At 29.8% G+C, this 22,846-nt stretch carries 15 protein-coding genes, 1 other RNA gene and 1 pseudogene; 14 read left to right on the top strand and 3 right to left on the bottom strand.

The genetic code is table 11. From position 1 onward, the window contains the following. Positions 1–5: 5 nt before the first annotated feature. The 6 genes and pseudogenes from ACK2WO_RS11580 to ACK2WO_RS11555 all read left to right on the top strand — a co-directional run bounded on the left by ACK2WO_RS11580 (position 6) and on the right by ACK2WO_RS11555 (position 14,631). Complete coding sequence (locus ACK2WO_RS11580) at positions 6–764, top strand: PD-(D/E)XK nuclease family protein (RefSeq protein ID WP_414697949.1); 759 nt, start codon at positions 6–8, stop codon at positions 762–764. Between the two features lie 19 nt (positions 765–783). Continuing rightward, entirely contained in the window at positions 784–4,263 is a 3,480-nt protein-coding gene (addB, locus tag ACK2WO_RS11575) for a helicase-exonuclease AddAB subunit AddB (RefSeq protein WP_414697948.1), read from the top strand. Between the two features lie 22 nt (positions 4,264–4,285). Continuing rightward, positions 4,286–8,122 (top strand): annotated as a pseudogene (gene addA / locus ACK2WO_RS11570) (helicase-exonuclease AddAB subunit AddA); the annotation flags it as partial. Positions 8,123–8,171: 49 nt separating this feature from the next. Next, positions 8,172–9,371: an exonuclease SbcCD subunit D gene (locus tag ACK2WO_RS11565; RefSeq protein ID WP_414697947.1), complete on the top strand. Its 1,200-nt coding sequence runs from the start codon at positions 8,172–8,174 to the stop codon at positions 9,369–9,371. A 2-nt stretch (positions 9,372–9,373) separates the two neighbouring features. After that, positions 9,374–12,892 (top strand): SbcC/MukB-like Walker B domain-containing protein, encoded by a 3,519-nt coding sequence (locus tag ACK2WO_RS11560; protein ID WP_414697946.1) that lies wholly within the window; start codon positions 9,374–9,376, stop codon positions 12,890–12,892. A 485-nt stretch (positions 12,893–13,377) separates the two neighbouring features. After that, complete coding sequence (locus ACK2WO_RS11555; protein ID WP_414698752.1) at positions 13,378–14,631, top strand: HlyC/CorC family transporter; 1,254 nt, start codon at positions 13,378–13,380, stop codon at positions 14,629–14,631. 50 nt (positions 14,632–14,681) lie between these two features. Here the strand turns inward: ACK2WO_RS11555 and yfcE are convergent, their stop codons facing one another. Both yfcE and ACK2WO_RS11545 read right to left on the bottom strand, forming a co-directional pair. Then, on the bottom strand, positions 14,682–15,251 hold the full coding sequence (gene yfcE / locus ACK2WO_RS11550) for a phosphodiesterase (protein WP_414697945.1): 570 nt from the start codon (positions 15,249–15,251) through the stop codon (positions 14,682–14,684). A gap of 46 nt (positions 15,252–15,297) precedes the next feature. Next, positions 15,298–16,101, bottom strand: coding sequence for an NAD(+)/NADH kinase (locus ACK2WO_RS11545; RefSeq protein ID WP_414697944.1), 804 nt, complete (start codon positions 16,099–16,101; stop codon positions 15,298–15,300). Positions 16,102–16,256: 155 nt separating this feature from the next. Here ACK2WO_RS11545 and ACK2WO_RS11540 point away from each other — a divergent pair, with 155 nt between their 5' ends. The 6 genes from ACK2WO_RS11540 to ACK2WO_RS11515 are packed head-to-tail and all read left to right on the top strand — an operon-like array spanning position 16,257 to position 20,900. Next, the gene (locus tag ACK2WO_RS11540) at positions 16,257–17,126 is read left to right on the top strand and encodes an ABC transporter ATP-binding protein (RefSeq protein ID WP_414697943.1); all 870 of its coding nucleotides are present in this window, start codon (positions 16,257–16,259) and stop codon (positions 17,124–17,126) included. Next, positions 17,119–17,835, top strand: a complete 717-nt coding sequence (locus tag ACK2WO_RS11535) for an ABC-2 transporter permease (RefSeq protein ID WP_414697942.1) — start codon at positions 17,119–17,121, stop codon at positions 17,833–17,835. Before ACK2WO_RS11540 ends, ACK2WO_RS11535 begins: the two co-directional genes overlap by 8 nt. 30 nt (positions 17,836–17,865) lie before the next feature. Next, a complete protein-coding gene (locus ACK2WO_RS11530) occupies positions 17,866–18,405 on the top strand; it encodes a hypothetical protein (RefSeq protein WP_178412572.1) in 540 nt (179 codons plus the stop codon). Between the two features lie 43 nt (positions 18,406–18,448). Next, on the top strand, positions 18,449–18,940 hold the full coding sequence (locus ACK2WO_RS11525; RefSeq protein ID WP_178412573.1) for a YbaK/EbsC family protein: 492 nt from the start codon (positions 18,449–18,451) through the stop codon (positions 18,938–18,940). 39 nt (positions 18,941–18,979) lie between these two features. Beyond that, the gene (locus tag ACK2WO_RS11520) at positions 18,980–19,891 is read left to right on the top strand and encodes an RluA family pseudouridine synthase (RefSeq protein ID WP_414697941.1); all 912 of its coding nucleotides are present in this window, start codon (positions 18,980–18,982) and stop codon (positions 19,889–19,891) included. Between the two features lie 4 nt (positions 19,892–19,895). After that, positions 19,896–20,900: a nucleoid-associated protein gene (locus tag ACK2WO_RS11515; protein WP_178412575.1), complete on the top strand. Its 1,005-nt coding sequence runs from the start codon at positions 19,896–19,898 to the stop codon at positions 20,898–20,900. A gap of 91 nt (positions 20,901–20,991) precedes the next feature. Here ACK2WO_RS11515 and acpP read toward each other — a convergent pair whose 3' ends face one another. Next, a complete protein-coding gene (acpP, locus tag ACK2WO_RS11510) occupies positions 20,992–21,219 on the bottom strand; it encodes an acyl carrier protein (protein WP_178412576.1) in 228 nt (75 codons plus the stop codon). A 305-nt stretch (positions 21,220–21,524) separates the two neighbouring features. Here acpP and ACK2WO_RS11505 point away from each other — a divergent pair, with 305 nt between their 5' ends. Together ACK2WO_RS11505 and ssrS are read left to right on the top strand one after the other, a co-directional pair. Next, on the top strand, positions 21,525–22,535 hold the full coding sequence (locus ACK2WO_RS11505) for a LacI family DNA-binding transcriptional regulator (protein WP_414697940.1): 1,011 nt from the start codon (positions 21,525–21,527) through the stop codon (positions 22,533–22,535). 61 nt (positions 22,536–22,596) lie between these two features. Then, positions 22,597–22,784, top strand: a non-coding RNA gene (ssrS, locus tag ACK2WO_RS11500) — 6S RNA. Positions 22,785–22,846 lie beyond the last annotated feature (62 nt).

Below are 22,846 nucleotides of genomic sequence, written 5' to 3'. Positions count from 1 at the left end.
ATAAAATGGATTTTTCTGGATTTGAATTTAGCCAGAATGCATTAAATACATTTAGAAGTTGCCCTAAAAAATTCGGGTATAAGTATATACAAGGGCTAAACTGGAAAAAAGAAGACGATGAAGAATATTACAGAAGTATGAAATACGGTAGAGAATTTCATTTAATGTGTGAAAGATATTTTTCTGGAATACCTGTAGGCAAGTTTACAGGGAGTAAAGAATATGAGAAATTTGATAAGTGGTTAGAAAAAGTAAAAAAGGCAGTACCTATTTACGAAGATAGAGAATATTTACCAGAGTACGGACTTTCTATAAAAATAGATGAAGAAAGTAGATTGACTGCAAAATACGACTTAGCTGTTATATATAGAGAAAATAATCAGCTTTGTATTGATGTCTGGGATTGGAAAACAGAGAATAGAAAGCTAAATTACAACGATTTAGAAAATAGGATGCAGAGTATTGTATATATGGCAATTGCTTACGAGGCAATACCTAAAATATACGGAAATGGCGTGGAAAAGGCCAGAGTAAAAATGTACTACTATCAACCTGAGTACTACACAGAGCCAATAGAGCTGACATACAGCGAAGAGAAATTTGAAAAAGACAAAATAAAAATAGAGGGACTTATAAAAGAGATAAAAAAATCAAACTTTAATGAGAAAAATTTAAAGTCTTGTAAGTACTGCGAATTTAATATGTTATGCAATAGAAACAGTGTAGATGAAGCAGTGTACGAGGAAATTGAGGAGAATTACTAATAATATTAGGAGGAGAAATATGGGAGTTAGATTTATACTAGGCAGAAGTGGATGCGGAAAAACTGAATATATGCTAAATGAAATCAAGCAAAAGGCTATATCAGAAGATGAAAAATCTCCAATAATAATATTACTTCCAGAGCAGTATACTTATGAAATGGAAAAAAGAGTAAGTAATATGTTTGCATCTGGGGCTAAGGATAGATATATGAGAGTTAGACCTATGGGTTTAAAGACTTTATCTGATTTAGTATTTTCATATTGTGGAAATTTATCAAAAGTAGGAATAAATGCTGCGGGAAAGGCAATAATTACACATAATTCAATAGAGGCTGTTTCAAACGAACTTGATTTATTCTCAAAATCATATACACAGCCTGGATTTACAACAACTATTTCGGATATGATTTCAGAGCTCAAACAGTTTATGATAACTCCAGATAGACTTGATGAAATTATAGGAGAAAGCGGAGAAATCCTTCCAGAAAATTTGGTTATGAAATTAAAAGACATAGCCAAGATTTATAGAGAATTTGAGAAAAAATTACATGAAGATTATGTAGACATGCATGATAGAGTAGTTATGCTTACAGAAAAAATATCTGAGTGTAGTTTTTTAGATGATATGGATCTATATGTAGATGGATATACTAGTTTCACACCAAATCAGTATGAACTTTTAAAAGAACTTATGAAAAAAGCTAAGATCACTACATTTTTATTTATAATGGACTCTCCATTTAAAACAGGATATGCGGACTACTTTGCAAGTACTAGAAACACATACAATAGAATTAAGGATATATGCGAAAAAGAGGGTATAAAAGTAGAAAAAGATGTAAATCTTTGCAATGAGGAGATAAAGAGATTTAGAGGAAATGAGGAATTACAACATCTTGAAAGATATTACAACTCATATCCGTATAGAATTTATCAAAAGAAAACAGAGAAAATAAGAATAAGAGAATATTCAAACCTATACAATGAGGTTGAAGAAGTAGCAAAGGAAATAGCCAACGATATAATAGATGGAAGATACAGATACAAGGATATAACAATTGCTGCAAGAAGTATAGATTCTTATGAATCACTTATAAAATCTATATTCTCTGAGTATAAAATTCCATTCTATATTAATAAAAAATCTGAGGCTAAGAATAATCCTATAATAACAATGATTGTATCTGTACTTGAGATGAAAAAGAGAAGATACGGATATGAGACAATGTTTAGATATTTAAAAAGTGGACTTTTAGATTTTACAGAGGATGAGATAAGCCTACTTGAAAATTATGTAATAGCAAACGGAATTTCTGGAAATAAATGGTTTGAAGATGTTTGGGAATATAGACTACCAAATTCTTTTTATGAATATGAGGAAAGTGAAGAAGAATTAGAAACTAAGAAAAGAATTAACGATATAAAAAATAGGGTAATAGAGCCTATTAAAAAGTTTGATGAAAAGCTATCTTCTAAAAAGAGAAACACTGTTGAGGATATTTGTAAGTATCTATACGAGTTTTTAGAGGATATAAATATATTTGAAAAGATAGAAGATACAATAGAAACACTTAGAGAAAAAGGAATGTTAGAATCTGCAGCTAGATATTCCCAGGTTTGGAATATGGTGTCTGATTTATTAGACCAACTTGTAGAAATTATGGGAGATGAAAAAATTTCTCTAGAAAGATTTATAAGAATTGTAAATATTGCACTTGATGAGTACGAGTTAAAGACTATACCGCCTAGCATAGACCAAGTAACAGTTACTGAAGTAGACAGAATGAACAATCCAAATACTAAGCACTTGTATTTGATAGGCACTGTAGATGGAGTATTTCCAATGCCTTCAAAAGAAAATGGACTTCTTTCTGACTCAGATAGAGGAAAATTATCGGATATAGATGTAGAACTAGATAAAGACAGTAGAAAAAGAGTCTTTGAAGAGCAATTTTTAGTTTATAAGGCTATAACCACTACATCTGACAGACTTACTGTAAGCTACCCTATTGCTGATAGCGAAGGAAAAACACAGAGAGCTTCTATAATAATATCTAGAATAAAAAAATTATTTAAGAATGTAGATATAAAAAGTTATTTCTTAGAAGGAGTATATGAGGAAGAGGACTTAAAAGAAGTGAATTCTAAAATACCTACATTCAATACAATGGTAGATAAAATAAAAGAAGCTGCGGATAAAGATTTTGAAAATGGAATATCTGATATTTGGAAGGATACATACGAATACTATTTAAATGATGATAGGTATAATGATATAACTAAAAGAATTGTTGAAGGAATAGATTTTACAAATCAATTTGAATATGTTGACGAGGATAAGATAAAAGAGCTTTACAATTCAAAGACAATAAGTGTATCGAGATTGGAAAAATACGCAAGTTGTCCATTTGCATATTTTATAGAATATGGAATGAAGGCAAAAGATAGAAAAGAGTATCTATTTACTGCACCTGATGTAGGAAGTTTTGTACACAAGGTAATAGAAAATTATTCTAAAACTATGCACAAAGACGGAATTACCTGGCATGAGGTAGATGATAAGTACATAGAGCTTAGAGTATCAGAAATGGTAGATGAACTAATAGCTAAAATACCTGGATTTATACTTGAGAGTTCTCCAAAATATAAATACCTTGCTCATAGATTAAAAGTACTTATAACAGTTTCTCTGAGAATAATAGCAGATCAGATTAAGCGGGGAAGATTTGAGCCAGATGATTATGAAGTTGAATTTGGTAAAAAGCGGAAGTACCCTTCAATAGAGGTAGAATATAAGGAAAATGAAAGAATAGAACTAATAGGTAAGATTGATAGAATAGACAAATATATAAACGAAGAAAATAAAGAGTTTATAAGAATAGTAGATTACAAATGGGGCAAAAATGATATAAATTTAAACGATGTATATTATGGACTTCAGTTACAACTACTTGTATATATGGATGCAATTTTAGAAGGTGGAGAAATACCAGACAATGTACCGATAAAACCTGCAGCGATGTTATACAGCAGAATGGACAATCCTATAATATCTAGAAGTACACTTGTAGACGATGAAGAGGTTAAACAGCGGATTATAGAGTCGTTTAAAATGAATGGAATGCTTATAAAGGATATTGATATACTTTCGTATATGGATAAGGCCCTTGAATTGCCTGGAGGTAAGTCTAAAATAATTAAGGCGGCTAGAAATAAAAAAGATGGAAGTGTTTCAAAGTCTACATCTGGAGTTACAGATGAACAATTTGAAACTATAAGAGCGTACATAAAAAAATCTATAAAAGATTTATGCACAGATATGATGAGCGGAAATATAAAAATAGAGCCTAAAAAATCTAAAGATAAAGATTCTTGTCGGTTCTGTAGTTATTCATCTATTTGTCAGTTTGACACAGCACTTAAAAATAATTGCTATAAGGTTATACCTAATAGAACAAGCGATGATATTATAAAAATGATGGAAGGAGATGTGAAGTAGTGGAAGTACAAAATGGACTAAAGAACAGCAAGAGGTAATAGACCATAGAAATGGAAATTTACTAGTATCTGCTGCAGCTGGTTCGGGAAAAACGGCTGTTTTAGTTGAGAGAATTATAAGTATGATATTAGATACAGATGACAAAGTAGATATAGATAAATTATTGGTTGTTACCTTTACAAATGCTGCAGCATCTGAGATGAGAGAGAGAATAGGAGATGCTATATCTAAAGCTTTAGAAAATGACCCTTCAAATGAGCATCTTCAAAAGCAGATTTTATTCTTAAATAGAGCAAATATAACTACAATACACTCTTTCTGTCTTGATGTTATAAAAAATAACATACACCTTTTAACATTAGATCCAAACTTTAGAATTGGTGATACTACAGAATGTCAGCTTATAGCACAAGAAGCTATAGATGAGGTATTTGAAGAGCTATATGAGCAAGGATATCTTGGAGATGAAAACTCAGAAAAGGGAAAAAGATTTTTAAAATTAATAGATAGTTTTGCAGAAAGAAATGGAGATAATCAAGTTCAAAGTTTAATTATGTCTATATATAACTTTGCAATGTCATTCCCAAATCCTGAAAAATGGCTAAATGACTCAGCAGAGGCATTCTTAGTTGGAGATGATTTTGATTTTATAGCTTCTAAATGGGGAAGAATAATAATAAATTCTGTAAAAACAGAGATAGAGGATATAGTAGGAAATATGGAAAAAGCTCTAGCTACTGTTCATCCATATTTAGGACAGATAGAAAATATACAAAAGATAATAACAGAATCAGAAAGAATTGATGTAGTTTACGATAGTCTTGATAGAGGATGGGATGATTTTATAAAGGCTATAGGAGAGTTTTACCCTGAGGATTATAGAAAAGGCAAAAGGATTAAAAAAGATGATCCAGAAGAAATGAAAGAAGCTTGGGATATTGCTACAGATTATAGAAAAGAAGCTATAGATAGTATGAAAAAAGTTGCAGAGATGTACAAAAATAGATATTCAAAAGATATTAAAAAGGAAATAGATATGTCATACCCTATAGTGAGAGCTATATCAGATGTTGTTTTAGAGTTTTGGAAGAAATTTGAAGAAGCTAAAAGAGATAGAGGAATAATTGATTTTAGTGATATTGAACACTTTGCATTAGAGATATTAGTGGATAAAGATGAAAATGGAAACCAAATTCCTTCAGATATAGCTAAAAGATATAGTGAAGAATTTAAAGAAATATTTGTAGATGAATATCAGGATAGTAACCTAGTTCAAGAGGCTATTTTGAGCAGTGTTGCAAATAAAGAGATGCCTAATAGATTTATGGTTGGAGATGTTAAGCAGAGTATCTATAGATTTAGACAGGCTAAACCTGAAATATTCCTGTATAAATATGAAACATATTCTACAGAAAAAGATAAAGATGGAAGAAAAATAATGCTATACAAAAACTTTAGAAGTAGAAAAAATGTATTAGATGCTGTCAATTTTATATTCGAAAATATAATGAGTAAAGAGCTTGGAGAAATAGAATATAATGATGAAGAAAAATTAAATCCTGGAGCAATTTTTGAAGAATGTAATGAAGAAAATGCGATAGTCGGAGGAAGTTGCGATGTCCATATAATTGAAAAAAAGGCGAATAAGGATTTAACTGATGAGCAGCTTGAGGAAGAAGAGGATTTAGATAATATCCAGATTGAAGCTAGGGCAATAGGAAAGATAATTAAAGAAATTGTAGGAAAAAATTCTGATGGAAAGATACAGATGGTTTACGACAAGGAAGAAAAGAGATATAGACAAGCTAAATATAAGGATATAGTAATACTTCTTAGAGCTACATCAAATTGGGCAAATGTGCTTACAGAAGAATTTACAAATATGGATATTCCGGTTTATGCAGATACTGGAACAGGATATTTTGATACTATTGAAATAAAAACAATAGTATCTCTATTAAAAGTAATAGATAACCCTATGCAGGATATACCTTTACTTGCAGTTTTAAAATCTCCAATTTATAACTTTACTCCAGAAGAGCTTATAGATATAAGAATAGTGGATAGAAACGTATCATTTTATGAGGCTATGAAAATATATGCAAGCTTTGATGATTGCGATAATAAAAAAGTTAGAGACTTTTTAGATAGGCTAGAGGATTATCAAAAGAGATCTTCTTATTTAAGTACAGATGAATTGCTTTGGTATTTATACAATGAAACAGGATATTACGCCTATGCAGCTATTTTACCAGCCGGTAAGCAAAGACAGGCTAACTTAAGAATATTATTTGAAAGAGCTAAACAATTTGAAGATACTAGTTTTAAAGGGATATTCAACTTTATAAACTTTGTTGAAAAATTGAAAAAAGCAGATAGTGATATGGGAGAGGCTAAGACCTTATCAGAAAACGCAGATGTTGTTAGAATAATGAGTATTCACAAAAGTAAGGGTCTAGAATTCCCAATAGTAATTTGCGGTGGAATGGGTAAAAGATTCAATAAAATGGATATGAATAGAGGAATTCTATATCACCACGAACTTGGATATGGCCCACAGGTTGTAAACTTAGAAACTAGATTATCATACCCTTCAATGATGAAAGAGGCTATGAAAAAGCAGATGACAGTTGAGATGCTTTCAGAGGAAATGAGGGTTTTATACGTTGCATTTACTAGGGCAAAGGAAAAACTGATAATAACAGGTGCTGTAAATGATGTTGAAAAGAATTTACAAAAATGGGCGGTTAATTCTCAAAAAATGACAAAGAATAATAAAATAGATAAGTACAATCTTTTAAAATCGGCATCATTTTTAGATTGGATAATGTCTGTTGCAATAGCCCACAAAGATGCAAGAGGAATACAGCCACTTGATTATAATATTCTTGAAAAGAAAGATGATTCTGAGTGGAAATTTAAAATTCATAAGAGAGAAGATTATACACTTACAAATGAGGATGAAGAGGAAATAAATTTAGCTGATATTTTAAGAGAAGAGCTTACAAGTAGTAGAGAAGTTGACTACAGTGAAATAGTAAGAAATAGGTTAGATTTTAAATACCCATATCAAAAGAGTGTAGAAAAATCTGGAAGTATATCTGTTACTGAGATAAAGAGACTTTGGAATCTTGAAAGAGAAGAAGAGGATAGAGTAGCACTTGAAACAAAGGAGAATCTATTTGTTGAGGATATAGGAAATATTGATATTGAAAATCCTGAAATTAAAGAAGATAATCTTGAAATAGATATTAATGAAATTGAATTGAGTAAAGATAATAAAAAAACGGAAATAAAAAGACCTAAATTTATTCAAGAAAATAAAGATGAGAAACTAAGTCCTACACATAAAGGTAGTGTTGTTCATCTAGTTATGCAGATAATAAATATGGACAGAGTAAATACAATAGATGAAATAAAAAATCAAATTGAAGAATTTGTCCAAAAGGAAATAATAACTCAGAAAGAAGCTGATGTAGTCAATCCATTTAAGATTTATAAATTCTTTAAATCAGAACTTGGAAATAGAATGAAAAATGCAGACTTTGTTGGAAGAGAAAAGGCATTCTACACAGAAATTAATATGAAAGATTTATTTGCAAAAGAGGGGATAGATTACGACGAAAGTATAATGCTAAGAGGAATAATTGATGCTTACTTTGAAGAAAATGGAGAAATTGTACTTTTAGATTATAAAACAGACTTTATAAATGAAGAAAATAGAGAAGAAGTTGTGGATAGATATAGAAAGCAGCTTGAGGTTTATGCAAAAGTAATTGAAGAAATAACAGATAAAAAAGTAAAAGAACAGTATATATATTTATTTGGTGTAGATGAATCTGTTAGAATAGATACATAGGCTATTTTTTAGCTAGTTGGAAAATAATGATTTGAAAGGGAGGGGAATTATGAGATTTATTCATACATCTGATTGGCATCTAGGTAAAAACTTAGAAGGTCATTCGAGAATAGAAGAGCAGAGAATGTTTTGCTCGGATTTTGTTAAGATAGTAGAAGAAAATAATGTAGATATGGTTGTAATAGCTGGAGACATATACGATACATCAAATCCATCTGCAGAAGCAGAAAAATTATTCTACTCTACTGTATCTAAAATAGCAGCAAATGGAAAAAGATGTGTAGTTGTGATTGCGGGGAATCACGATAGCCCAGAAAGAATAGAGGCGGCATCTCCACTTGCATTTGAACAGGGAATACTATTATTTGGAAATCCTTTAAGCAAAACATCAACTGGAAAATTTGAAGGATTTGAGATAATAGAATCAAAAGAAGGTATGACAAAATTAATAATAAATGGAGAAAAAGTAAATGTACTAACTCTTCCATATCCAAGTGAAAAAAGATTAAATGATGCATTTGAAGCTGAAACAGATGAGGATAGACAAAAGACTTACTCTCAAAAAATAGGTCAGATATTTAAAGAATTACAGGAAGATTTTGAAGAGGATAGTATAAATATAGCCGTATCACATCTTTTTGTTGTAGGCGGAGAGAGCTCTGACTCTGAAAGACCTATACAATTAGGGGGAAGTCTTTTAGTTGAGAGAAAGGATTTACCAGATAAAGCAAATTATGTTGCATTAGGACATCTTCATAAGCCACAGAAAGCATCGGAGCTTGGATGTTCTTATTATTCAGGATCTCCAATTCAGTATAGTAAAAGCGAGAGAATATATGCAAAAGGTGCAAAACTTGTAGAAATACATCCAAATGAAAAGCCTAAACTTGAAGATATAATGTTTAATAACTACAAGCCTATAGAATTATTCAAGTGCAGAGGAGTTCATGAAGCATTAGATATATGTGAACAAAATCGGGGAAGAAGCATGTGGTCTTATTTTGAAATAAAGACAGATGAAGTAATAAGTCAAGAAGATATAAAAGCTATGAAGAAAAATCTAGCAGATATTATAGAAATTAAGCCTGTAATAACATATCAACAGGAAGAAAAAACTGTAGATTTAAAAACTAAATCTATGGCTGAATTATTCAGAGACTTCTACACTTTTAATAAAGGTGTAGATCCAAAAGGAGATGTAATGGATATGTTTATGAAAATTGCTGGTGAAGAAGGGGGAGAAGAATAGGCATGAGGCCGATAAAATTGGAAATAAAAGGTCTTAATAGTTATGTCAATAAACAGACTATAGATTTTGAACAATTAACGGAAAGAGGCCTTTTTGGAATATTTGGAAAAACTGGTAGTGGAAAGTCTACAATTTTAGATGCTATAACACTTTCTCTATATGGGAGTATTGCTAGAAACACTAAGGAATATATAAATAGTTTATCTGAAAAAGCAGAAATAAACTATGAGTTTGAAATAGGTTCAAGAAGATATGTTGTGGATAGACATATAGTTAGAAGCAAATCTGGTGGAATAAAAACATCTTATGCTAGAGTTATTGAAAAGCTAGGAGATGGAAGTGAAAATGTACTTGCAGATAAGGTAAATGAAGTGAATGAAACTATAATAAAAATAATTGGACTAACAGCAAATGACTTCACTAAGTCTGTAGTACTTCCACAGGATAAGTTTAACGACTTCTTAAAACTAGGTGGAATAGATAGAAGAAACATGCTAGAAAGAATATTCAACCTAGAAAAATACGGAAAAAAATTAATAGAAAGTGTAAGAAATAGAAAGAATAAAACAAAAAATAAAGTTGATATGCTACAAGTATCATTATCTCATTATGAAGAGGTAAGCGATGAAAAATATGATGAGATGATAAAACAATTAGAAGAAGATAAAGAAACTTGTAGAGTAAAAACTAGACTACATAAAGAAAAAGTAGAAAAATACGAGGTAGATAAGGTAGTATACGAAAATCAAAAGCAATACAACGATGCTAAAAATCTTCTAAAAGTTTATGAGGATAAAAAAGAAGAAATAGAAGAAAAAAGAAAGAAAATGTCTAGGGCAGAAAATGCTAATATGATAGATCCTTATATAGACAATGTTGAAAAACTTCAAAAGCAGTTTGAAGAGTCTAAGAATCAATTAAAGGTTATTGAGGATGAGATTAGGTTTATAAAAAAGGATTTAGAAATATCAAGAGCTAGATTTGCTGAGATAGAAAGAAAAAAAGACGATACAATACCTAGACTGAGCGAAGAAAAGGTAAAATTAGAGAGGGCTATAAGTTTATCAGAGGAAACAGAAGAATTAAAAGAAAAATTAAGTTTATTAAAAAATAAGGTAGATAAATTAGAAGCTCAGAAAAAAGAGCTTATAAAAAATATAGAGGATATAAAGGCTCAACAAACTCTTTACGCTGGTAAAATAAAAGATAGTGAAAATAGATTATCAGAAATAAATGTACCTGCTGCATATCGTCAAAATATAGAAAAAGGATATGCATATATAAAAGAATTAAATGAAGTAAAAAAAGAATTAGAAAAAAATGAATTGGATTTACAAAAATGTGAATCTGAATACAATGAAAATAACATAGCATTAAAACTAGTAGGCAGAGATAGAGATTCTGTAAATGAAAGAATAGAAGAAATAGAAAATAGATTGACTATAATGTCTAAAAATGCACCTCTTAGCAATGAAGAAATAACTAAAAAAACTGAATATGTTACAGAAATGCGCTCAGAACTTAGAGGATTAAAGCAGTTAGAAGAAGAAAGAGATAAGCTTCAAAATGAACTAAATGACTGCTTAGAAAAAAGACATAGAATAAGCAGAGAAATATCGACTTCAGAGGATAGGGTTTCTAAAGTAAGAAAAGATATAGATACTGTAAAGAAAAATATAGATGAATTTAAATATTTAAATAGAGTATCTGATATAAGAAAAGAACTTGAGGATGGTAAGCCTTGTCCAGTTTGTGGTTCATTAGACCATATAAGGACAGATAGCACTAATTACGATGATAGAATAGAATATTATGAAGGTATTTTAAATAAAGAAAAGGAAAATGAAAGAACAGAAATTGAAAGACTAGACTCATTAAAAATAAAGAGAAGTGGTTATTTATCTGAAGAAAAGATAAAAACTGAGGCTATAAATAAGAAAAAAACAGAGATAGGAGAAAGAAATTCATTAGAACTTTCTAAGAAATACGACTCTGAAACTAGAAATCTTGAGGCAGAAAAAAGAGCTATATCAGATTGGAATAATGAAAAAAATAGATTAAATGAAGATTTAAGAAGATATAAAGAAGACCATTCTAGAAATGATAAAGAATTTGCCAGAATAGAAGAGTTATTAAAGGGAATAATGAAACGTAAATTGTCTCTGTCAGAAAAGGTATCTGAGTTAAAAAATAAAAAAGATAAGCTAGAATTAGAGATTGTATCTATAAAAAGAATAACTAAGGTAGATGATATATTCTCAAAAGTTGAAGAAATAAATGCAAATGAAATAGAATCAGAAAAAGTTGAAAAGGAATTAGCTGAATTTAGAAGTATTAAGGCTAATATAGACAAAACATTTGATGATTATAAAACAAATATTCATTCTATAGAAGTAGAAGTTTCTTCAATAGAAAAAGATTTTGAAGGTAATAAAAAGCAATACTCAGAAAAAAATGACGAAATACAGAGAATAACTAAAGGAAAGAATCCTAAAGAACTTCTTGAAAAAACTGAGCAAGAAATAAATAAAATAAATAGCAATTATTTAGAACTTAAAAAGGACTTTGATGAAAAGAGCAAAGCAAGAGAAGATAAGGATTCTCTTAGAAGTAAGGTACAGGGAGAATGTAATACAACAGAAGAGCAGCTTGGATACTACAAAAATGTGTTAAAGGATATGCTTGCTAAGTATAGATTTGATAGTGCATATACTGTAAAGAAATTTGTCATGCCTGCTGTAGATATTGAAATAATGAGAAAAGAAATATCTGACTACGATGAGGGTAGAAAAAACTTAGACTTTAAAATAGACGATTTAGAGAAGAAGTTGGACGGTAGAAAAGTGAAAGAGGAAGAGTTTGACGGATTAAATGAGGAAATTGTTCTATTAAAAGATGAAATAGGTGAGCTTGAAAAAAATAATGCTGTCCTATTTGACAGGATAACAGCTATGAAAAAAGACCTTGAAAAGAAGAAAAAAATAAAAGCAGAGTTTGATGAGGTTTCAAATGATTATAGACTGTTGGATGAGATTGATAGAATAATTCAAGGAAATAAATTCGTTGAATATGTAGCGACAAATCACTTAAAATATATTGCACTTGAGGCATCAAAACGACTTTCTACAATAACTAATGGAAGATATGCTCTTGAAATAAACGATGCACTAGAATTTGTAATGAGAGATAATTTTAATGGAGGAGAGAGAAGGGGAGTAGATACACTTTCTGGTGGGGAAACATTCCTAACATCTCTATCTCTTGCACTTGCACTGTCATCTCAGATACAGATGAAGGGAAATGCACCACTTGAATTCTTCTTCCTAGACGAGGGATTTGGCTCACTAGATGTTGAATTATTGGATACTGTAATGGAATCATTGGAAAAATTACACAGTTCTAATTTAAGTATAGGAATAATATCACATGTTGAAGAATTAAAAAATAGAGTACCAGTAAAACTAGTCGTAACAGCTGGGGAAATTGGTGAAGGATCAAAGGTTAAAATCGAATATAGTTAAGTTCAAAAAGGAATACGCGAATCTACACTCCAGGCTTCAAGCTTTGTGTACTATTAAAAAAGCGTTGCTTTTTAAAGGTGTTCACAAAGCTTTGCAGATTGTCCTTGTAGATTTCGCGATATTCCTTTTTTTATAAAAACTTAATTATATTCGATTTTAAGTATATATGTAGCATGCTTACGAGTTGCTTGCAGATTGGCGCATGGTGATTAGCAGATTCTGCTTTTTTATAATATATATCGTTTTAATAAATAAATTACAAATAATATTAATTTATTTCTAGTGAATATTTCGCGATATTCCTTTTTTATAAAAACTTAATTATATTCGATTTTAATGTATATATGTTGTTTGTTAATATATCTGAAAGTTAACATTTAAATAGTTTAATAATTTTACAAAAGTATCTTAAGTTATGATATAATGGAAAATAAATATACAATTTAAAAGAAAAATGATAGAAAAGTTAAATAGGAGTGTGGTAAATTTTGGAATCGCTCGAAAGTTGGATTCAGATTATCGGGTTAGTCATCCTTATTATGGGATCGGCGTTTTTCTCGGCATCAGAGACTTCTCTAATGTCATTAAGTAAAATAAGAATGAGATATATGCAGGACGAGGGGGTAAAGAATGCTGATTTAGTGGCATCTTTAATAGAAAGTCCTAATAAATTATTAAATTCTATATTAGTAGGAAACAACGTTGTTAATATAGCAGCTACATCTATATCAACTGCATTATTAACAGCTAAATTTGGAGCAAATGGTGTTGCAGCAGCTACTGCGATTATGACTATTATAATCCTTATATTTGGGGAAATAACACCTAAATCAATAGCAGCAAACAACTCAGAAAAGGTTGCTCTACTGGTTTCAAAGCCAATAAAAATGACAATAACAATACTATCACCAATAGTATGGGTATTTAATATATTTACTAAATTTATGTTTAGAATAATCGGTGTAAAAACAGACGAAAAGAATGCGTTTATAACTGAAGAAGAACTAAAAACTATGGTAAATGTAAGCCATGAAGAAGGTGTTCTTGAGGTTGAAGAAAGAGAAATAATAAACAACGTATTCGAATTCGGTGATATGCAGGCTAAAGATGCTATGGTCCAGAGAATGGATATGGTAACTGTTGAAGTCGATGATTCTTATGAAGAAATAATCGAAGTATTCAGAGAAGAAAAATTAAGTAGACTTCCTGTATATGAAGATTCTGTCGATGATATAATCGGTATAATAAACATAAAAGATATGATATTCCTAAGCGATGAAGAAAAAGAATACTTCTCTGTAAAAAATTATATGAGAGATCCGTTCTTCACTTACGAATTTAAAAAGATAACTCAGCTTCTTGAAGATATGAAGAAAGCTAAGACTCAGATAGCTATAGTCCTTGATGAGTATGGTGGAACTTCTGGACTTTTAACTGTTGAGGACTTAGTTGAAGTAATCGTAGGGGATATAGAAGACGAATACGATGAAGACGAGGACGATATAGTAGTTATCAAAGAGGATGAGTATATAGTAGACGGAAGTACTAGAATATCAGAAGTTAATGAACTTATCGGTACTGCAATAGAAACAGAGGAATTTGATTCTATAGGTGGATATTTGATAGGTTATCTTGATAGACTTCCTGAAGAAAAAGAAGTAATTGAGATTGGAAATATTAAATTCTGTATAGAAAAAGTAGAGAAAAATAGAATAGTTAAGATACATATGTATACGTAAATTATTTAGGGTTGCTACAAGTTTTGTAGCAACCCTTTTAAATTAAAAAATTATAATTCTTCTATTATTTCCCCAGTATCTAAGTTGTGGAAGTTTATATCTATGTTTAATTCATGGTCGTTATCTTCATCAGGAGTTATTTCAACTATTGCAACAGATCTACTACCATCCTTAGGAATAGAAGTACTTCCTGGATTTATTATTATAAGATTTTCGTCAAAAGAAAGCTCTTTAACATGAGTATGACCTAATATTAAAAAGTCTGCACCCATATTTTTAGCATTTGCTATTATTTCTTCTTTTGAGCCAACATATCCATGATTAACAACAAATCTAAATTCATCTAACTGAACTAGTGCATAAGGTCCCTGAATTGGATGATTTAGAACCATCTGGTCTACATCTGCTTCACAGTTGCCTTTTGCAAATATTATAGAATCCACATTGTTTAATGATTCTGTAAGTGCTTTAGGATTATATCCTTCTGGTAAATCATTTCTAGGTCCATGATAAAGTATATCTCCCGCATGAAGATATAAATCACATTCTCCTAGTGCCTCCATTGCCTTATCAAAATAAAGCGAACTACCATGAGTGTCGCTAAGTATTCCTATTTTCATTTGAATTTCCTCCATTAAAATAATATTTTGCTATGTAATTGAGATTTTATAAGAATTTTGTTGAAACTCTATCCCAAAATTCATAATCAGAAAGTCTCAATAGTTTTAGCTTAACATCTGATGTACAGATATTTATATCTGTAATTTGTTTAAATCTAAGCTCAACACCGTCTATTATTATAAGTATTGAGTCTTCAAAGCGATACTCAGGTATAATACTTATCTCAGTATCTTTTGAGAATATTATACTAGATGTAAAGCTTCTGTAGGCATTTGTATTTATAGGTGAAAGAGGAGTAAGCTGTATAGCATCTATATTGCAGTCTATAATACTTCCACCTGCTGAATATGTATATGCAGTAGATCCTGTCTGAGAACATATAATCATACCGTCTCCACTGAAGTTTTCTACTTTTTTACCGTTTACAAGTAGTTTTAAATGAACAGTTCTAGATTTATCACCTTTAATAGTTACATCATTAAGAGCAAAGAAGTTTACACAACTTTTGTTTGTACAAATCATTGCCCGCAGCAACGGAACTTCTTGAATCATGTAATTTTCATTTAAATAGCTTTCTATAAACTCATCTATTTTATCGGGCACTATTTCTGGGAAAAATCCTAGATGCCCAGTATTGATACCGACAATAGGAACTTCAGGGTAGTCGAAATCTCTAACAGTTTTTAAAAAAGAGCCATCTCCCCCAACACAGACTATAAGCTCTGTATCATCAGAAAATTCTTCTGAAACATCAAAGCCAGCCTCTTTAAATTTTTCTTTAAGTAATTTTTTAGCTTCTACCGATTTTGGTAGATCATTAGAATTAATAGTTATTAGCCTTTTTTTCATAAGTTCACCTCTTTATAATATGTATTATAGCATAATTTTTAACAAGTATATACATTTCAAGTTTTATATGATTTCATTATATGTTGATTACGTGATATAATTAAATAATAGTTATAAATTATAAAAGACGACTATTTATTATATGAGGTGATTATTTGCTAAAAATAGAAGGAATTTCAAAAGCGTTTGAAAATTTTTCTCTGAATGATATAAATATAAGACTAGAAGCAGGGAAAATAATGGGAATAATTGGAGATAATGGCTCAGGAAAAACAAGTATTATAAACTTGATAATGGGACTTTATAAGCCTAGTTCAGGAAGAATAGAATTATATGGTAAAAATATAGAAGACGACCCTGTTGGATATAAGAATGATATAGGTTTTGTTTTTGACAATCTTAATTTTTATCCCAATTTAAAACTAAAAGACTACAAGAGGATAATATCTATGTTTTACAAAAGATTTGATGAAAAAACATTTGATAAATACTTTAAAGAGTTTAATTTAGATTTAGAAGAAAAGATAAAAAATTTATCAAAAGGTCAGTGTGAAAAATTAATGATAAGTACTGCACTTAGTCATCATGCAAAGCTTCTTATACTAGATGAGCCTATACATGGACTGGAAAAATCTGTAAGAAAAGAATTGATAAGGATATTTAAGGAATACATAAAAGAAGAAAATGGAAGTGTAATAATATCAACACACAATGTTTCTGAATTAGAGGAAATTTATGACCAAATAGTATATTTAGATAGAGGAAAGGTTCTGTTTGATTTAAAGAAAAGAGATATAATAAGAGATTTTAGAGTAATTAGATCCGATTCTGAGACATTATCATTGATGAAGGATAATATAATAGGAATAGATCACTACAAAAGATACAGTGAGGCACTTGTAAATATAGGAGAAAGTGATGATATAAGAAATCTTCTTAGAAGTGCAGATTGTCACAAAATAAAAAATCCGGATATAGAGGATTTAATACATTATTATCAAGAAGGTGGTGGTCTTAATGTTTAATCTAATTAAGAAGGATTTTATTGTTTGCATAAAATCAGAAAGATTTAATATAATAAAGTATGTATTAATATTTATCTTAATGTATCTGTTCTGCAATGATATATCATATTATGCGACACCTGTAATTTTAACATATCTTATTATAATTGGCGTATTTTCTTCTGATTATGAAAATAACTCATTTAGATTTATAAGGAGTATTCCTATAGATTTAGAGGATGCTGTTTATGCTAGATATATTATAGGTGCTTTTACATCAATAGCGGTAACTATTTTAACTCTATTTTTACACGATTTATTGTCTATATGCATGTTTAGAAGAACTGTTTTTAATGATTTTATATTTGCTATGGATATAAACTTAATGATATTATCTATAGCTATGCCTATATTCTTTAGATATGGATATGAAAAAACAAAGATAGTTGTAAGTGTTTTAGCAATAGCAATATTTACAATATTTGGCTCTTTTTTAAATGCATTATCAGAAAAAGTTTATAGATTAAATAATCCAGGAGCTTTGGTTAGTATAAACACATCTAGATATGAGACAATACACGCATTTAACCAAATTTTTAGAGGAATTGTATCAGGTGTAAATGTAGAAAATATAAATATGATATCTATAGGTATAGCATGTATACTTATATTTATACTGTCTATGTTAATATCTATAAAAGTTATGAAGAAAAATAAATATCTTAAATAAAAAGTATAAAGGTTGAAGTAGGTTGATAATATGAATAAATTTATAAAAGTATCATCTATTATAATGATGTGCTGTTTAATATCGGGATTTTTAGTAAGGTTTACGTATGGAGATATGATAGATAAAAAAGACTATGAATCTAGAAATGTAAATGAAGTAATTGTAGAGTTTGAGTCTAGAAAAACTGTAGAAGAGGGAACAAAAATAAGGTTTAAAGTCTATAATAACAGTAAATTTACATACCTTTTAACTAAAGCAAAGATAAAATTTGAAAACAATATTCCAGAAGAAAATGGAGAATATAAGAATAGTTCAAGACTTTATTTAGGTATGGATATTGGAAATAAGCTAAATGCAGACATAATGTTCAATGGAATAGAGCCAAATTCAGACGGATATGTTGAATTTATTGTTCCAAAAGGATTAATACTAGATAAAAAATATTTTGCACTGGATTCTACAAAAATGGAATATGAAGGTAATTTTGCCGAGGAAGTGCCTGTTTTCACATTTTTAAAAATACCAGTTGAGCAAAACAAAGGTGTTTGGAGTGTAGGTGCAGTTAGTTAAATTAAAATTGTATAATAAATTAATTTATGAGGAGTGTTTAGTTATGTCAATCGAAAAAGTAAGAAAATATATGGAGCAGTTTGGAAGAGAAAATGATGTTATGGAATTTGATGAGTCTAGTGCAACAGTAGAATTAGCAGCAGAAACAGTTGGGATAATACCAGCAAGAGTTGCTAAAACTCTATCTTTTAGAGGAAAAGAAGAGGGAGAAGCTATAATAGTTGTTGCAGCTGGGGACACAAAAATAGATAATAAAAAATTTAGACATGAATTTTCTTGTAAAGCTAGAATGCTTTCAGCAGATGAGGCTGTTGAATTTACAGGACACATGGTAGGTGGAGTTTGTCCATTTGCACTAGAGAATGAAAATGTAAAAGTATACCTTGATGAATCTTTAAAAAGATTTGATACTGTATTTCCAGCAGCAGGAAGTGGAAATTCTGCTATAGAGTTGACCAATGACGAACTAGAAAAATATTCTTCAAACTTTGTAAAATGGATTGATATATGCAAAAGTTGGAATGAAGAAAATTAATTATACAAAGTTGTAAAATTAGAAAGGATAGGTATAAATTTGTTTAAGAAAGAACTACAAAAGTACAATCTAATGTCTTACACAGCAGAAGAAGATGGCGTATTAAAGGAAATTTTACTAGATAAGCTAGGATTCTCTGTTAGATCTATTTCAAAAATGAAGAGAGAAAGAACAGTAAACGTAAATGGAGAGTATAGAAAGCCGACATTAGAAGTTAAAAAAGGTGATTTAATAGAAGTTGAGATAAATGAAGATATGGCAAACTTCGAGCCACAAAATCTTGATATGAAAATATTATACAATGATTTTGATATTATAATGGTGGATAAACCACCATATATGGTTGTACACCCTACAAAGAGCCACTTTGATGGAACAGTTGCGAATGGTGTTACAGATTTTATAATTAAAAAGGGCGAGAAGGTAAAAGTTAGATTTGTAAATAGACTTGATATGAATACATCAGGTTTAGTTATAGTAGCTAAAAATGCCTACGCTCACCATGTACTATCTACAGATATGAGTGAAAATTTAGTTGAGAAAAAGTACATAGCAGTTGTAAAGGGAGTTATGAAAGAATATGAGGGTACAATAGATGCACCTATATATAGACCTACAGACGACTCTATAAAAAGAGTTGTTGATGAAAGAGGACAAAGGTCAATTACTCATTACAAAGTAGTTGAAAGATTAAATGATGCAACTGTTGTAGAGTTGAAGCTTGAAACAGGAAGAACTCATCAGATAAGGGTACACCTAGCTCATTTAGGCTATGGTATTATTGGAGATGAGTTATACGGATATGTTGATGAAAGCCTTATAAAAAGACAGGCACTTCATGCATATAGTTTGAAATTTAAACAACCTAGAACTAGAGAAGATTTAGAGTTTGAGGCTGAGATTCCAGAAGATATGAAAGAACTTATAAAAAAACTAAAGATGGAGGAATAATACATTGATTATACATAAATTTATTGTACATGTGCTAGATAAAAACAGTGATGTACCGATTCTTAATGATTTTGAGGGAAAGGTCAATCAGGAAGTAGAAGGATTTTTCCAGAAAATGATAAAAAGAGTAACAAGAGACGATGATTTAAGAAAAGCTGTTTTTAAAAACTATACTGAAAATACAATCAGAAAATGTTGTGAACAGATTATATACGATGAGAGTACATTTGTAGAAAATTCAAAGGAAATAGCTGCATATTTATTTGATGTGATGAAGGTAAATAGTGATTTAGAATCTTGTGATTTAGCTGTATGCCTTTATACAGTAAAGGAAGAAAAAAACGTAGCTATAATAAAAATAGACTATAAAAAACTTTATACTCATTCAATAGAGTTTGTGGATGAAAAATTCAATATACAGATAGTATCTAATGAGGTTGGAATACAGGAAACTCAGAGAATAAAGCAGGCAGCACTTATCGGAGTTAATAGTATGAATGATGAGTATCAGTTCAGAGCTTTAGATAAGGATTCAGAAAAGAGCGGAATACCGTCTAAGTTTATAGGAGAGTTTATAAATGGAGAAAAAATAGACGACGATAAACACAAGACAAAAGTATTTAAAATATCTGCAGATAACTGGATAACAAATGCACTTGCAAATGATATAAAACAGGCTGAGGATGCTAGAAGTATTTTAAATTATACCCTAAAAGAACAGCAGCAGGTGGACGTGGCTGAATTTGCTGAGAGAGCTATAAAGGATGAGGATTTAAAAGAAGGATTCAAGGAATTAATGGAAGAAAAAGGAATAGATGAATCTTTCTCTGTAGATAAAAAATGGGTTGAGAAAAAACTTAAAAAGAGAAATATAAAAACTGACAATGGATTTGAAATAAAGGGTAATCTTACTGATTTTGAAGATCCAATGAAATACAGTATAAGAAAAAATGAAGACGGAACAGTAGATATAGTTATAAAAAATGTTAATTTCTTTGAAGAAAAATAAATAAAAAAGAGATGCAAAAAATTTGCATCTCTTTTTTTATTTGATTACTGATTATCTTCTATGTATCTGCATATATCTCCTATTGATTTGATTACTGATTATCTTCTATGTATCTGCATATATCTCCTATTGATTTGAAGTTTTCTGCTTCTTCATCAGGTATTTCTATGTCGTATTCATCTTCAAGAGCCATTATTATTTCAACTGCATCTAATGAATCTGCTTCAAGATCGTCTATAAGAGATGAGTCCATTGTTATGTCTTCTAAATCATCAAGTCCTAACTGTTCTGCTATTATTTCTTTTATTCTTTCAAACATGGTTTTCCTCCTAATAATTTGTTAGTCTTATTTTAATTGTAGTTTAATATATTACGGTACAAATTTCAATACATATTTGATATAATAGATAATATAAATCTGTGCAAATGTGTATCAATTAAAAAATTAACTATTAAATATAATTTATATAGCATTTTTGTCTTATTTATGCTTTAATATATAGATATAAAAAACATTATCATATTTATTTATGAAAGAATATTAACAAGCGTTCGTATTTGATTATTGATGTTAATTAGGGGTGTATTATATTAGATTTAATAAACTAAAGGAGGAATTTAAATATGAAAAATACAGTTACAATTAAGGATGTAGCAAAGAAGGCCGGCGTTTCTATATCTACAGTGTCTAGAGTAATAAACAATTCTAAACCTGTAACAGATGAGATAAAGAAAAAGGTTCTTGATGTAATAGAGGAAACTGGGTATGTACCAAACCCACTAGCAAGAAGTTTAGTTACTAAAAAAAGTCAGTTAATAGGTGTTGTTGTACCAGAGGTATCAGATTCATTTGTAAATGAAATCCTTAATGGTATAGAAGAAATAGCAAGAATGTATAACTACGATATTCTTCTTTCAAATACTTACTCAGATAAAAATGAAGAAATGAGAAGTATAAACCTTTTAAGAGCTAAACAGATTGAAGGTATGGTAATGATAAGTTGGGATTTAGCAAAAGAGCATATAGAATATATAGAAAACTGTGGAATTCCAACAACATATATAAGTAAAACAGCTAGAGATTATGATGTACCTACAGTAAGTGTAAACAATCAGAAAGCAACTTATGATATGACAAAACACTTAATATTACAGGGACATAAAAAAATAGCTTTTGTTATGACTAGTGCAGGGGATACAAGATTAGAAAAAGAAAGACTAGATGGATACAAAGATGCATTATCAGAAAATGGTATAGAATTCAATGAAGAATTAGTTAGATACGGTGGTGTAGACTACAATAGTGGATATGAGTCTACTAAGGATATACTAGAAAAAGGAATAGTTCCAGATGCTATATTCGTTACAGGAGATGAGGCTGCAGTTGGAGCTATGAATGCTGCTTTTGATAAAGGATATGATGTTCCAAATGATATATCTGTGGCAGGATTTAATGATGTTAAAATAGCAAAAATGTATAGACCTAAACTTACAACAGTTCATCAGCCATTATACGATATGGGAGCCGTTGCAATAAGAATGGTTATAAAGATGATAAATGGAGAAGAAATTGAGGAAAAGAAAGTAGAGCTTCCTCATAGAATAGAAGAAAGAGAAAGTGTAATAAAAAAATAAATTTTATGGATTTTTGATTTTCTCTTTAAAAATTTGGCCAATTATTATATAATAAAGGTAAGAAATCCTGAGACATTCGAGAAGGTTACTTCTAAATTCAACCGACAATTTAAATTCGGGAGATTGAGTTTTATTGTGAGTATGATATGCCTTGATTTTATCGAGGACTTCAAAAATCAATTAACAAATCACCCACCTGGGAGTATCTCGGGTATGAATTTACAATACCGACGGTGTTTCGGGACTGATAAAAAGCGCTGCTAGTCAGCGCTTTTTATTGTATAATAAATAAATTTTTAAATGGGTGGTAT

It is taken from the genome of Peptacetobacter sp. AB845, assembly GCF_047528295.1.
Lineage (GTDB): Bacteria > Bacillota > Clostridia > Peptostreptococcales > Peptostreptococcaceae > Peptacetobacter.
The sequence above is the reverse complement of the archived record's forward strand: the minus strand, read 5'-3'. Positions and strand labels throughout refer to the sequence as shown.

Bases quoted from the DNA above. Each gene is read 5' to 3' on its own strand.
- ACK2WO_RS11580 (WP_414697949.1), top strand. From the start codon at position 6: ATGGATTTTTCTGGATTTGAATTTAGCCAGAATGCATTAAATACATTT.
- addB (WP_414697948.1), top strand. From the start codon at position 784: ATGGGAGTTAGATTTATACTAGGCAGAAGTGGATGCGGAAAAACTGAA.
- ACK2WO_RS11565 (WP_414697947.1), top strand. From the start codon at position 8,172: ATGAGATTTATTCATACATCTGATTGGCATCTAGGTAAAAACTTAGAA.
- ACK2WO_RS11560 (WP_414697946.1), top strand. From the start codon at position 9,374: ATGAGGCCGATAAAATTGGAAATAAAAGGTCTTAATAGTTATGTCAAT.
- yfcE (WP_414697945.1), bottom strand. From the start codon at position 15,251: ATGAAAATAGGAATACTTAGCGACACTCATGGTAGTTCGCTTTATTTT.
- ACK2WO_RS11545 (WP_414697944.1), bottom strand. From the start codon at position 16,101: ATGAAAAAAAGGCTAATAACTATTAATTCTAATGATCTACCAAAATCG.
- ACK2WO_RS11535 (WP_414697942.1), top strand. From the start codon at position 17,119: ATGTTTAATCTAATTAAGAAGGATTTTATTGTTTGCATAAAATCAGAA.
- ACK2WO_RS11530 (WP_178412572.1), top strand. From the start codon at position 17,866: ATGAATAAATTTATAAAAGTATCATCTATTATAATGATGTGCTGTTTA.
- ACK2WO_RS11525 (WP_178412573.1), top strand. From the start codon at position 18,449: ATGTCAATCGAAAAAGTAAGAAAATATATGGAGCAGTTTGGAAGAGAA.
- acpP (WP_178412576.1), bottom strand. From the start codon at position 21,219: ATGTTTGAAAGAATAAAAGAAATAATAGCAGAACAGTTAGGACTTGAT.
- ACK2WO_RS11505 (WP_414697940.1), top strand. From the start codon at position 21,525: ATGAAAAATACAGTTACAATTAAGGATGTAGCAAAGAAGGCCGGCGTT.